This window comes from Flavobacteriales bacterium, assembly GCA_016124845.1.
GTDB lineage: Bacteria > Bacteroidota > Bacteroidia > UBA10329 > UBA10329 > UBA10329.
Window position 1 is genome coordinate 107,913 of record WGMW01000008.1, and the last position, 13,750, is coordinate 121,662.

The 13,750-nt window shown below is 46.2% G+C and carries 9 protein-coding genes; 3 read left to right on the forward strand and 6 right to left on the reverse strand.

Features of this window, described 5'->3' with window-relative positions; all coding sequences use genetic code 11:
* Positions 1-3: 3 nt before the first annotated feature.
* From GC178_03620 to GC178_03630, 3 genes are all read right to left on the reverse strand, one after another.
* Positions 4-4,032: a T9SS C-terminal target domain-containing protein gene (locus tag GC178_03620; GenBank protein ID MBI1286646.1), complete on the reverse strand. Its 4,029-nt coding sequence runs from the start codon at positions 4,030-4,032 to the stop codon at positions 4-6.
* A 22-nt stretch (positions 4,033-4,054) separates the two neighbouring features.
* Positions 4,055-7,789 carry a TonB-dependent receptor plug domain-containing protein gene (locus tag GC178_03625; protein ID MBI1286647.1) on the reverse strand — a complete coding sequence of 1,245 codons (3,735 nt, stop codon included), beginning with the start codon at positions 7,787-7,789 and terminating at the stop codon, positions 4,055-4,057.
* A 164-nt stretch (positions 7,790-7,953) separates the two neighbouring features.
* Complete coding sequence (locus GC178_03630) at positions 7,954-8,226, reverse strand: hypothetical protein (protein MBI1286648.1); 273 nt, start codon at positions 8,224-8,226, stop codon at positions 7,954-7,956.
* Positions 8,227-8,369: 143 nt separating this feature from the next.
* On the opposite strand from GC178_03630, the gene GC178_03635 reads away from it, so the two are divergent.
* Both GC178_03635 and rfaD read left to right on the forward strand, forming a co-directional pair.
* Positions 8,370-8,798 (forward strand): hypothetical protein, encoded by a 429-nt coding sequence (locus GC178_03635; protein MBI1286649.1) that lies wholly within the window; start codon positions 8,370-8,372, stop codon positions 8,796-8,798.
* Entirely contained in the window at positions 8,798-9,763 is a 966-nt protein-coding gene (gene rfaD, locus GC178_03640) for an ADP-glyceromanno-heptose 6-epimerase (GenBank protein MBI1286650.1), read from the forward strand. The genes GC178_03635 and rfaD overlap by 1 nt, the downstream gene beginning before the upstream one ends.
* A gap of 69 nt (positions 9,764-9,832) precedes the next feature.
* Here the strand turns inward: rfaD and GC178_03645 are convergent, their stop codons facing one another.
* Positions 9,833-10,345, reverse strand: a complete 513-nt coding sequence (locus GC178_03645) for a T9SS type A sorting domain-containing protein (protein MBI1286651.1) — start codon at positions 10,343-10,345, stop codon at positions 9,833-9,835.
* Positions 10,346-10,816: 471 nt separating this feature from the next.
* On the opposite strand from GC178_03645, the gene GC178_03650 reads away from it, so the two are divergent.
* The gene (locus GC178_03650; GenBank protein MBI1286652.1) at positions 10,817-12,370 is read left to right on the forward strand and encodes a hypothetical protein; all 1,554 of its coding nucleotides are present in this window, start codon (positions 10,817-10,819) and stop codon (positions 12,368-12,370) included.
* On the opposite strand, the gene GC178_03655 is transcribed toward GC178_03650, so the two are convergent.
* Entirely contained in the window at positions 12,371-12,706 is a 336-nt protein-coding gene (locus GC178_03655; protein MBI1286653.1) for a MerR family transcriptional regulator, read from the reverse strand.
* A 7-nt stretch (positions 12,707-12,713) separates the two neighbouring features.
* Positions 12,714-13,685, reverse strand: coding sequence for a peptidoglycan DD-metalloendopeptidase family protein (locus GC178_03660; GenBank protein MBI1286654.1), 972 nt, complete (start codon positions 13,683-13,685; stop codon positions 12,714-12,716).
* Positions 13,686-13,750 lie beyond the last annotated feature (65 nt).

The following is a 13,750-nucleotide window of genomic DNA, read 5'->3' on the forward strand; positions in this document are numbered from 1 at the left end:
TTTTTAGAATGCGTTGAGGTCCAATTGTCTGATAGAACCGAACCAACGGATAACCTTCTCGCCTATGCCAGGGGCATCGATGTGAATCAGGTAGACACCGCTCGCAACTGGAATACGCTTATGGTTGTTCAAGTCCCAATCAAGCGAAGTGATAGGAGAATCTTTCTTGAACTGACGCACAAGTATTCCGTTTACCGTATAAATGCTTACCGTACACGTTTTAGGCAGATTCACGATCTTGACAATGTTCTGCAATTGTGACTGCTCGTAATCTGAGTGAGCATAATACGGGTTCGGAACTGCACGAATAAGATCCAGCGCACTTTTCGCAGTTGGGTTATCGTCCACAACCGTAGCAAAATCTGCGGTGGAGAATGTATACATCGGCAAATTGTCATTCTCTGGTTGCGCCACAGACCACCCGGGAGAGAAATTCTGACGATAAGGCTTCGTAACCCTTATCTCTATGTTCACCACATTCTCAAACAATGTTGAATTCTGAGCCAACAGCGGCATGCCAACCCACATGGCATCTTTGAACACCCTTCGTTTTGCTGGGTCGCCAGGATTGTAGTCATTCTCGGACAGTTTTCCGAAAATGTATGCTCCTTCATCGTATGCCGGGACATCATCAGTAGGGCTGTCTCCATTATGTCCGAAAACATAGATGTAATGTCCTCCACCGAAGATCGGATTCACGAACGGATTGGCCAGATCGGGATCGAAGTTCCCATCGAACAATTGATCTGTTGGATTCCAAAGCATGTCTGCCCCATTGTTCTGCTGAAGCCATGAGTCTTCACTGAAGGCCATGTTCAAGCGTTCTCCAGTTTCCACATTGATCGCAAATCCTGGGAACCATCCCATACCCTTGGTGCCCGAACCATCAGGTTTTCCATCCTTGTCTACCGATGGGCTCATACGCAGATTGAAACGCTTGGCATCACCAATTGTCGGAACAAAGTCGTCTCCGATCTCCAATACCGGGCAGCGCGTCCACTTAGATTTATCTGACGTGATCTCTATATCAACACTTGCCAAGTTCTCCAACTTGTTCAACGACTTGAATTTGCTCCAAGTTGGCGACATGACACTATCAGCGTGACTGGCCAATTTCCAAGGTGCCCAAGTACCGTTGAGGACTTTCTCATATACCTGATTCTTGTCTCCCAGGTAATCGGTTCCAGAAACACTTCCGCTTCGAATCCAGTTCAGCGGGCTTGTTCCATCCACATCCGAAATTCCTGTGAGCCAGAAATTGGTTCCCGAATAAGATATTCTACCGGCAATCAGTCCATTTCCTGCATCTTCATTTCCGGGATCGATACTCTGCTCAAGGAACACAGAAAGTCCCCATTCTGGAATCAATTGCTCATTTCCATTGGACATGCCGACAGGTTTGTCCGCATAGACAATGGTCGAATTTCCAATTTGCGGACAATCATCTCCTACACATTCCAAAGACCAATAAGCATCCGACAAGTCATCTGTTCCGGTCGTATCAAGCATCTTGAACACAAAGTCTGCATTAGGCAGATTCTTCGGATCGATGACCTTGATGTCAACCGGCCCCTGTCCGGACTCATAGGTTATCTGCTGAACTCGACCTTCAGAACTCTCGACAATGTCAAGTACGCTTTCTCTAATGAGAGACACGTCTCGTCCTCCATTTCCTTGTCCTTCGACACGGGTTAGCCTTGGTCCATCGCCATACTGTGCAGAAAGTACCATACCATTTTCCTCTGGCTCTGTCTTGTGTGGAATACCAACTGCAGCCTCAATGGCACTACCATACGCATTCTTTCTACCCGCCAAGTATGGTTTTTTCTGTCCATCGATCTGAAGCGGATTGTTCTGATCGTAAGGCTTATAGTTATTGTAAGAATAAGCCACGGCCATGTAGTAGTACTTCTTGTGATTGATCAGCTGACGGTCTCCCGTTGCAAACTGGTCTTGTGTGATATTAAACGAATGTTGAATCCCTGCATTTGCCCCATTCACCATTTCAACAGGAATACTTGCATTCAGCTCATCTGAGAATGTGAAATTCACCAGCTGCGCAATTGGCGCACCATTCAATTGTGACTCGTAGTTTTCAATATCGCATTGTGCGACCAACCTCGCAACATCTGGATTTGTCAACTCAGAAGAGGAAACGCTTGCATCCTTCAATTGGAAGATCTGATATCCTTCGAAGTGGTAAACGTTCAATCCCGAATCCGCCCAAACTGGTGGAATGAACGGATCGACCTGGGCATAGTCCTCGTTGGCATTATTGGAAGCTGCAGGATTAGTGAGGGTAAGCACCAATTCACGGTCAAGCTCTACAATTCCTAACTCAGGTGCATCAGGACCATCTATAAGCACAAAACAGTTGTCAAAAAGCGACTGTGCCTTATCGTCTACTACACGTAACTTTTCTACCGATTGGAAGGGGTCGCTTGCATTGGAGGCACGTGCCCAAACAACGCCTACGGTAATATTATTTGAGGCACCAGGTTCCAAAGTAAACGGACCTGCCGATTGCATAAAACGTCTGTCATAGGGAACATTGCCTGCGGTCTGCTCGGTCCAAATAGGTTGAGGCGCACCTCCGGTTCCCCAACCACATGGATCTGAATCGCCAGGGAACATATAACCTGCCAATACCCCTACATCACAACCACCGGAGGGGTGACCAGTCATTCCATAACACATCGGAGCTCCGTCTTTCCAGATACCACGCATGTAATTATAATGGTCAGCAGCAGTCCGTGGATCTTGCTGAGCCGGGTTGCCCTGTCCTGAATTATTATGGTAGATAAACCGTCTCATACCATAGCGTTCGTTATCTACATAACCATCGCCATAACCTACACCAATTCCGCCATAAACGATTCCGCCTTCACTGATGGCCTGATTCACTTCGCAATTGTTGTACAGCGGGTTATCCAAACCATCACGGTCCTGATAAGGTCCTTGAAAGAAATCCACACCAACCGCAGGTGGGTTAGCACCGTACTGCTGTGGGCCACCGGTACCATCAACGGCATAACCATTGTAACAGTAGCCAAGACCACGCTGCACATCGCATCCCACATAATCATCCTGAGCGAAGCCAAGGTCAGGATCCACCCACTGCGCAAAATAGGTATTGGTCAACGTAAAAGAACCGCGGTTGATCAGCTCATAGTTGTAAAAGGTCATGTCATTGATCTCATCATTTGTTGCAAAAGCAAACGCCTGACCTCGGATCTCCATGCCGATAGGATTTGCACCTGTCTCGGTATGAATGTTACCCTTATCATTGAACACCCACCAAAGCGTTTCATCACCGAATAGCTTCACTTGCGGGTCGATAAGACAGTTGAAATTGGTCGGATTCAGATCGTAGTACGGATAGTCACCTCCATCTTCCGGGTTGTAATTACCGCTTCCATCGGCATCGTAATATGGTGCCAAGTTGTAATCCTGCCCCAAGCTGAGATCTCCATGTGCTGGCCAATCAAGGATAGATTGCGGAATGATGTACCCTGCATAATCAGTAGCATCGCAATTCGGGTCATTGGTACACAGATACCATGCGACAAATGCATCAACCTCAGATCTGGTGATCTGGAAGAACTTATCGTATTTGGCACATGTCGCTGGATCCACATCGGCAGTTAGCGTGTTCAGCGGGCCTGGCCAAAAATCGAATCCGTCCTGACGGAAACGCATGGCGGCCACTTTCAACTGACCGTTTACGTCAACTCCACCCATCCAAAGTGAACCTGCGTAAAGTGAGTGAACGCCTCCGCCTTTGGGAACCTCGTAGCGGGCATTACCAATAAGGTCCCACCACATGTCTCCTCCTGTGTGTATCATACACTTGACGTTATTCAGGTCCAGTGTTATTGATGATGCAGGTGGCGCACATTCAGCGGCAACTCCCTCCGAACCGGAGGTCTTGTTACTGGAATTCTCCAGTCCCTTTGTCTTTTCAGCAAACGTCATGCTGGTCGATCCCACGACCAGTACCGCTGCCAATAAAATTCTTACTTGTGTTAACATGACCATAATTTTTTTATCCGAATCAGAAGTTTAATATGAATCCTAAACGCACTCTTCGCGGAAGCGAATAATTGCCTGGATTATTGACTGCCACTGCGTACAGGTCACGGAATGATTGTTCGTTGGTTTGAGCTGCTATGGAAGACTGGAACTCAGCTGCTGCCAAGTATCCGTCATCCTCTGGGTTACCGGTCTTACGATAAACCGAAAGTATGTTCTTGGTGTTGAGCAGGTTCTGGAAGTCAACATACACGTTGAGATTAGAACTTTTTGCCTTCTTACCTACTTTGCCTTTTGTCCAGTTGATAGTTATGTCCTTATCAACACGCATGTCTATCCTGAACTGCCAAGGTTTGTTGGAACCGTTCACAGACCCAGCGAGGAATGGAGTGGATCCACCCAAAACCGCTGCAGTCGTATTGGACTGACGTGAATACGGATTACCTGAACCGGCTCTGATAACCGCGTTAACTCCAAATCCCTGTAACCAGTTAATTGTTTTGCCATTCTTGGTTATCGACTTTGGTCCAGTATACTTATCTCCCATGAAGAAACGATAGTCAAAGTTCAATACTATATTATGCCTTTGATCGAAATCCAACGGTTGAATGACCCTGAGGTTAGGAAAACCAGAGTTGACCAGATTGATGCCTGTGTTCACGTTTGACCCCGTACCATCTGCGAATTGCAAGGTATAGGCTAATGTCAATCTAATATTCTTGGTTCTTCTGAGGTCGTATGATACAGTCAATCCCTTCACCGTTCCAAAATCAATATTTCCGTACGTCAGGTATGTTTTCGGATAAGCCTCCGAAATACGGATCGTAGCGATCTGATTTCGCATCTCACGGTAGAATCCATTCAACTGAATGGCTGAGTTTTTCCCAATCTGCTGCTTGAAACCTACAGAATATTCAATGGTCATCGAAGGTTTCAGATCAGGGTTGTTGATCGGAGTCGTACCGGTCCTGTTCTTCAGGTAGAGGTAATCAATCAAATTTAGTCGGTTTCCGGTCAAAGGTCGTTGGGTCAGCACGTCATAGTTCGCATAGAAAAGTGAGTTGTCAGAAATTGGGAATGAGAACGAGATACGCGGCATCACATTCACCTGCGGTTGGTAATCTTTAAATGCCCCGGATGAAATGGTTTCCTGATTTGGATCCACCAGATACGGGGCAATACCGGTTCCAGCACGCAATGTTGATGGATCTGTGATCTCAACCCCCTGCGCGTTGTACCAGACCGCGCCTTCACGATAGCCGACAATCGCTGTAGGATTCTTGATGTCATTTACATAAACGACCGCGTCACTGGCGATATTACTTGGATGTGTAACCGCCTCGCCATTCATGGTAGTGACCTGTCCAGCCGTGTACGCTTCATAAAGCAGATATGGGTCTTTGAGAACCTTTTGGTTCGCGTCATACCTATCCACACGAACACCAACACGGAAGATAAGATCCTTGAATGTGAACTCATCCTGAATATACCCAGCCATGTAGATCGGGTTGAATGCCGCCACCCTACGGGTAAAGTTTCCGTATTCGTCCTTCTCGTTGAAGAAATCATCGAACGTTGGCTTCGACTTGATCTTCTTACCTGTATAGTCATAACCGTAATATGACACAAGACTGTTGCCGTTGTTTAGGAGTTCGCTTGCGCTGAACCAATTCACCTTGAAGAAATCAGGGTCATAAGAGTCGATATCGATCCAATCTGTTCCTTTCGGGTCCAATCCCAAAGCCTTTCGGATGTTATAATCAACGTAGTACTGCCCAGTATTATGCTCGGGATGGTCAGGATCGGTTACAACCAAATGGTTGTACGAAATCGTATCTGTGTAATTGCCATTGGAATCAAAATGAACAATCGGGTTATTAAGATCCAGAACATCTTGGAAGTGGTTGTTTACATACTGCCTTGCAAGCGTCCACATGGAGTATGGTGCGTATCCAATATACGAATCCGAACGTTGTTCATATTCGAATCCAAGCATAATAGAATGGTTTTTAATATCGAACGACCCTGTTCCCATAACCCGGAACTGCGTTTGATCAAGAATACTGTAACTATTGAACTGCGTACCAGTATTGTCCCAAATGTTATAAACCTGTCGTGGAAAGTCACCATTCCTGATGGCACCTCGGTCTTGCAAAATCTGAGTCAGGTTCTCATACTTTCCTGTCTTTTCAGGATTCTGCGCATAATACTGAGCAGTATAAGCAGAGAGATATGGATTAATGTCCGTTGCTTGGAAAGTCACCATGGTATCACGGTCCGGACCTTGGATGAATCCGGGCAGACCTGTTGTATTATCCACACCGAAACTATAAGCATCTTCTTTGTATGTAGTGAACTTACCTACATATCCATAACGGAAAAGATTGGCTTTATGGTCGGCATCCTGAGTCTTCTGACGAACACTTGAGTAGTCAGCCTGAATGCTGTAATAAGCGTTAGTGATCCCCGTCTTCTTGACCTCTCCGTCTGCGTTTGGCTTGGGAGTGAACCGCTGTGTAAAACGACCATACACCCTCCATGTCTGGTTGATCACCTGTCCATTGTTGTCAGAATTGAACATGGAACCAGAGTAGCTGTAGTTCATGTAATCGTTGAAATCAAGGTTACCACCGACCTTCAACGTTACGTTTCCAGGCAGGTAAAAGTCCAAATTACCGGATGCTACGACACTTCTTCGTGCCACGTTCTTGCGCTGAGCAGTCCATTGGAGATCACTCTTGCGGATCAACTCTGAACGAAGTAATGAGGCTCCCTGTGCCGACTGAACGATCGGATCTGTTCGAAGATCCTTCAAGACGTCATCCTTCACGTAGTACGAACCAATAGCCGATGGACGTGGATCCTTCTGGTAATTGATCTCCGTGGCCAAGAAATACCCCATAATTGGTTTCTTCTTCTTACCTTCTGGATCTGTCTTGTCCTTGATACTTATAAGCGGTCCGGAAATGTTTGCGGCAATCAGATGATACCCTTGAGGGTCGAACAAGTAGTGGTTCTTGTTGTCATACTTTGCTCCAATGGAACTCAACGCTTCAATACCACCATAGGTAACACGCGAAGCACCTTTGGTCGTAATGGAAATCACGCCACCCGTTGCATCACCGTACTGAGCCGGAATACCACCAGTTACCACACTTACCTGTTCGTAAGCTGCCTGAGGCAGATTAACATTGCCACGAACCTTAACCCCATCTATATAGGTGTTGGTTGCACCATCGCGCGAACCTTTGATACTACCCACCTGACCGTCATTGTCCTGCACAGCCGCTGCTGTGGTAACTGCCGCAACATAACCACGATTGGCCATTTTCGTGATTGTTTCTCCACTGATCGTCACAGATGACCCTGCATCTTTTTTAATCAACGGATCTTTGTACTCACTGACCACCACCTGATCTAATTGAACTCCAGTTGTCATGGAAATATTCAAGAAAGTTTGGCCTGCACCAGTAATAGAAATACCACGTTCTTCGTGAGAAGCGTATCCAACCGCTGAGACAATCAAAGTGTAGTTGTTCCCAGGTTTCACCGCCTTAATCTTGTACTTTCCATCAATATCCGCAGAAGTGCCGGCAACCTGTTCTCCGGCTTCCATCAATACCACATTGGCGAACGGAATAGAATTATTCTTTTCGTCCTGCACAATTCCTTCAATACCTCCGGTACCTACCTGGGCCCGAACGATGGTAAATGCACTGACTACGAGTACGCTAAGTAGTAGAAGTCTTTTTGTCATTCCTTTTACATTTCAGTTACGCTCCGCAAAAAGCGCGGCTAAAGTAGCAAAGATCAATTCGTGTGTCAAAATTTGTTAAACAATTGTTAAAGCGTGTTAATCAAACTCATTTCTGAGGTTTTTGGCATGCTGGCAATTGAAGTTTCAAACACCACACTCACGTATTATTCCTTTCTCTTTTTCACCGACCATTTTTTGGGTCTGTTCAGTCGTTTAGATTTCTTTTTCGTTTCCTTCATCCGCTTGCGCGTTTCCTTGTCCTGACCGTTCCAATGCCGCTTCACCGCCTTCTCGTGCGCTTCCTTCTCTTCCTTTTTCAAGGCGTCCTGTTTCTTTTCTGTCTCTTTCTGTGCCTTGGTGGCAGCGGATTGAGCAAAAGCTGCATTGGTAAGTACTGATAAGAAGATGATGACGGCAAGTCGAACAAGAATTTTCATGGTCGGCAAAAATGAATTTCGTGTAATATCTGAATGTATCTGAGTTGACACAAAGCCGCTCTCGCAGAATCGGCAAAGGCCGCCAAGATAATTGAATACAATAAACCCTGCCGAAGGTGGTTTTAACCAATTACCTTTGCAGCATGCGACCGATCAAACAGATCACATTGGTTTTCATCATGCTTTCGGCAGGTCTTTTCTCATGCCAGAAAAACAACCGAAGCGGCATTCCGTATGTGCCTGTTAATTACCAATTGACGGTTTCCAACCCAGAATTTTCCAAACTGCTTGCGGTTGGAGGCTGGGTCTACATCAACGGTGGTTCACGTGGAATTATCGTTTACCGTTATTCTCCAGATGAGTTCCGTGCTTACGACCGCCATTGCACATGGCAGATCCAAGACAATTGCCAAGTTAGCGTTGACAACTCGGATGTGACCATTGTAGACACCGATTGCTGCCATTCAAAGTTCCTCATCATAGATGGAGGTCCCATTGAAGGCAAAGCCGTTATCGGCCTTCAGCAATACAACACCAACTTTGACGGCAACACGCTTTACATCTTCAATTGATGATCGTTGTAACGGGTGCCGCGGGTTTTATCGGAAGTTGTCTTTTGGCAGGCCTTCGCGATGCTGGCTATACTGACCTTGTTGCTGTAGATGATTTCAGCAATGAGGCCAAGAACAAGAACCTTGCAGGCAAAGAACTGAGTGCCAAGGTCGATAGAACTGAATTCTTCGATTGGATCGAAGAGAACCATCGGTTCATTCAGATCATCTTCCATTTGGGAGCACGAACCGATACCACCGAATTCGACCACCGGATCTTCGAAAAGTGGAATGTCAATTACTCAAAGCAGGTCTGGGATCTGTGTGTCGAATTCGGCCTTCCTCTGATATATGCTTCGTCTGCAGCGACCTACGGCTTGGGCGAACTGGGATTTGAGGACAATCATTCCGTGATACAAAACCTCAAGCCCCTGAACCCTTACGGAGAGTCGAAGAACGAATTCGATCGTTGGGCCGTTGACCAGAGAACCAAACCACACTTCTGGGCAGGGCTGAAATTTTTCAACGTTTACGGCCCCAACGAATATCATAAAGGAAGAATGGCATCTGTTGTCTTCCACGCCTTCAACCAGATCGGTCGTACGGGCGGCATGAAACTCTTCCGTTCTCACAACCCCGATTATCGGGATGGTGAGCAACTACGCGACTTCATTTATGTGAAGGACGTAGTTTCTGTTTGCATCTATCTCATGGAAACGAGAAACCATTCGGGCATCTACAACCTTGGTACAGGTGAGGCCAGAACTTTTCTCGACCTGACCAAAGCCACATTCAAGGCCATGGGCAAGGAGGAGAACATCGGTTTCATCGATACGCCTGAGGACATCAGAGACAAGTACCAGTATTTTACGGAAGCCAACATGACCAAACTACGGACCATCGGTTACAACCGCCCCTTCCGAAGTTTGGAAGACGGCATTGCCGATTATGTTGGCAACTATCTGTTACCTGGCAAGTATCTCTGAGTTAGAAGAAACGGGATTACAGTCTATTCTTCTTATCAGTATGTCAAAGAACGAGGTGTACGCAATAATTTATTTCTTGATGACCCTTCTCACCTCCACCCTGTTTCCAAGGTCGAGACGCACCAGGTACATGCCTGTCTGATATTTGGAGAAATCGAGTTTCTGTGAATTGAGACCTGGTTGGAACACTTGCTGATCCACCAATCTTCCGAGCGGATCGTAGATCTGCACAGGAATGGCAGTTCTCACCGTAAATTCAAAATCGAATACCAGATCGGTCTGCACGGGATTCGGTTTGATGACGAAACCTCCATCATCACTCGGTGGAACGCCACCACCTTCTCCTCCGCTGCCTTCTCCACCATCACCGCCATCACCACCATCGCCACCTTTAAACTGTGGAGACTGAATAGTTTGCGGATGAAGTGTCTTGGACACGGAACTGACCTTGGCGGCATTCTGTCCGTAGATGTTTCCCTTATCAATGAGAATCCACACCATTACCATGATGACAACGGCTGAGATCTTCAGCAATCTGCTTACCGCCCGTTCTCCGTCTGAGTCTTTGTAAATCTTGTTCATGACAATTGTTTTAAATGGTTCAACTTCTTGTTTTTCTCATTCGCTGAGCTAAAGTTAGGTAGGCTCTGGAGGCTGGTCAAACCACGTAAGTGGCCATTCTATACACCTCAAAACGACTGTAATCCCGTTTTTCATAATTGTATACTATTCATTATCAATTCGTTACCTCGAATAATCCTTAACAATTCCATTACATTTCTAAGGCATTTCAACAATTCGGCCTTTTATTACACATCAAAGCTCTAAAAGACACTCCCCAAACTCTTTAATTACACGTCTAAAACCTCAGAAATAGACGTTAACTTAAAGTTAGATAAAACAATTGAGCGATGAAAGCATCTTTTTATACTCAACTCAGGGCGTTCTACACAAAAGAACTTGCATGGAGGCACCATCGAAAGAAATGGTCGGTGCGTTATTAATTACGCCTCTAAGCAATTTTCGAGCTACAAATTCATTAATTTAAATTACATGTCTAAGACATCTTCAGATAAGGTTTTTCAACTGATAAAGTCGCTCAGCAAAGCTGAAAAGCGGTACTTTAAAGTTTACACCTCTAAGCAGGCTGGCGACAAGAACAATCACCAACTTCTCTTCGATGCCATTGACAGGTTTGATGAGTATGATGAAGACCAGGTGAAGAAGGTTTTGAAGAACCCGACCTTGGTTCGGTCGCTGCCCATTGCCAAAACACGTCTTTATGATGTGATCCTGCGCGCGCTGGATGCTTACCATTCTAACAGTTCTATCGATGCGCAGCTGAAACGCACATTGCATTGCGCAGAGATCCTCTATAAGAAGAGTTTGTATCAGCAAAGTCAGAAACTATTGGACAGCGCGAAGACGCTCGCCTATAAATATGATAAACACACCTCGCTACTTGAGATCTTCATGTGGGAAAAGCTCCTAATTGAAAAGGACAATTACGAGCACGTGGGCGATGAGGAGCTGGAGGCGATGATGGAAGAGAATACCCGCATCACCAAACTGATTGAGGTTTACAACGATTTCTGGGGAATCAAGAGCCGTCTGTTCAATATTCTGAACAAACGTGGCAAGGCCAGAACCACTGAAGGTTTGGAAAAATTGAAATCAATTATTGATGATACGCTTCTGAACCGTGAGCCCGAACACATCTTCTACCAATCAGAATACCTCTACAATCATATTTATAGTGCATACTATTTTGGAGTGGGTGATTACGCCAATTCGTTCAAGTATCTGAAAGCGAATGTGGATCACATTGAGGCCAACTTGGACAAATTCCAAGAGGAACCGAATATCTATTTCTCTATTCTGACCAATATCGTTTACGTGGCCAGCCAGCTGAAAGACTTTGAGGCCGTTTTCTTCTATCTGAAGAAGCTGCGCGAATTGCCTGAAACGATGGAAATTAAGAACAATGAGGATCTGGAGATCAAACTCTTTTCCAGCGCCAACAGCATTGAGTTGACCATTTACTTCCTAACAGGCGAATTTGAAAAGGGGCTGGATCTGATCCCGCAGATCGAGAACGGACTGATGCTCTACGAGAACAAGTTGAACAGCGTTCGGAAAGCGTTCTTCTACTTCAATATTGCCATCATTTACTTTGGTGCCAAGAAGTACAACGATGCGCTGAAGTGGACAAACCGACTGCTGAATGACATCGACATCAGCAAGAGTTTGGACATCTACTGTTTCGGACAGTTGCTCAATCTGCTCATTCACATTGAGTTGAACAACAAGAATCTGCTACCTTATGCATTGCGTTCTGCCCAGCGTTACCTGAACACGCGTAACCGCTATTTTAAATTCGAATCATCGTTCTTGGACCTGATCGGACGACTGTTGAAATCGCCCGACCGCGTTTCGGAAAATGAACAGTACGAGGTTTTCCTTGAACAGATGAAGGATCTGCAAGATGATCCGCTGGAAAGCAGCGCGTTCGAATACTTCGATTTCATTTCGTGGGCCGAGGCGAAATCAAAAGGAAAGGACTTTGGAGAAATTGTACGCGAGAAGGCCGATCTGCCACAAGTGTGATCAAAGATTGTCGCGAAGCTCAATCAAAAAGCTGCGTATCTCTTTCAATCGCTCCACAATCTCTTCGTTCTGAATCGTGTCACCTTTATTCTCGCGAAGCTTCTTTTTGGCGCCATCAAGCGTAAAACCGCGCTCTTTCACCAAATGATAGATCACCTTCAGGTTGTCCACATCTTTCTGCGTGAACAGGCGGTTTCCCTTCTTGTTCTTCTTGGGTTTGAGAATATCGAACTCTTTCTCCCAAAAACGGATGAGCGATGCATTCACATCGAACATCTTGGCCACTTCGCCAATGGAATAGTACAATTTGGTTATGGGCCGTTCCTTGTAAGGCATAACCGTATCAGTCGAAAGATTGGTTGGCTTTGGACGAAAGTTCGATGACCTTCTCGTACTCTTCAGGGCTTAGATCGTTGAAGAAGAAATTCATCGGATTGATCTTCTCCCCGTTCTTGATCACCTCGTAATGCAAGTGCGGAGCCGTGCTCGTCCCCGTACTTCCTACATAGCCGATAACATCGCCACGCTTCACCTTCTCGCCCTTGCGCACCTTGAACTTGCTCATGTGACCATAAAGCGTTTCATAACCGAAACCATGGTCGATGATGATATGATTTCCGTAGCCGCGGCCTTTGGAAATTACGTCTTCCACAACGCCATCGCCTGTCGCATAGATCTCCGTTCCGCGCGGAGCGGTAAAATCAATTCCTGTATGGAAATGGCGCACCTTATATATGGGATGAATCCGCCAGTTGAAACCAGATGCCACACGCGTCAACTTCTCGTTGGAAACAGGCTGAATGGCAGGAATACTCGCCAGCATCGCCTCCTTGTTCTTCGCCAAGGCGATCACCTCATCGAATGAACGCGACTGCACGACCAATTTCTTGGTGAGTCCGTCCAACCGCTCGGTTGTCGCTATCACAATATCCGAATTGGCCAACTGCTCCAGTTCCTTATAGCGGTTGACGCCACCGAAACCAGCCTCACGGACCGAATGCGGAATCGGCTCCGCTTCGAAGATCACGCGGTAAATGTCATCGTCCTTTTCCTGCAATTCCGCCAGCACTTGATCGACTCGCGCCATGCGGTTATTGAGCAATTTGTACTGCAACTCCAACTGTGCGATCTCACGCTTCAGCTGCTTCTCTTTCGGACTGTCAAAAAAAGTAGTGAAGAGAACGATAACGATGAAGGCAAACACGGAAGCACCGGCCACATAACCCAGCACGCGAAGCAGGATCTGCTTCGTTCCCACCTCTACCTTTCGGTACGTGAGTGTACGTTTATCAAACTGGAATTTGACCTTAGACATTCCCTTCCGATCCTTAATTTTGGCCGCGTTTTCTGCACGCAAGCCGTGCGAATTTAAGAAAATTG

Coding starts and splice junctions, on each gene's coding strand:
- GC178_03620 (MBI1286646.1), bottom strand. CDS start 4,032: ATGTTAACACAAGTAAGAATTTTATTGGCAGCGGTACTGGTCGTGGGA.
- GC178_03625 (MBI1286647.1), bottom strand. CDS start 7,789: ATGACAAAAAGACTTCTACTACTTAGCGTACTCGTAGTCAGTGCATTT.
- GC178_03630 (MBI1286648.1), bottom strand. CDS start 8,226: ATGAAAATTCTTGTTCGACTTGCCGTCATCATCTTCTTATCAGTACTT.
- GC178_03635 (MBI1286649.1), top strand. CDS start 8,370: ATGCGACCGATCAAACAGATCACATTGGTTTTCATCATGCTTTCGGCA.
- rfaD (MBI1286650.1), top strand. CDS start 8,798: ATGATCGTTGTAACGGGTGCCGCGGGTTTTATCGGAAGTTGTCTTTTG.
- GC178_03645 (MBI1286651.1), bottom strand. CDS start 10,345: ATGAACAAGATTTACAAAGACTCAGACGGAGAACGGGCGGTAAGCAGA.
- GC178_03650 (MBI1286652.1), top strand. CDS start 10,817: ATGTCTAAGACATCTTCAGATAAGGTTTTTCAACTGATAAAGTCGCTC.
- GC178_03655 (MBI1286653.1), bottom strand. CDS start 12,706: ATGCCTTACAAGGAACGGCCCATAACCAAATTGTACTATTCCATTGGC.
- GC178_03660 (MBI1286654.1), bottom strand. CDS start 13,685: ATGTCTAAGGTCAAATTCCAGTTTGATAAACGTACACTCACGTACCGA.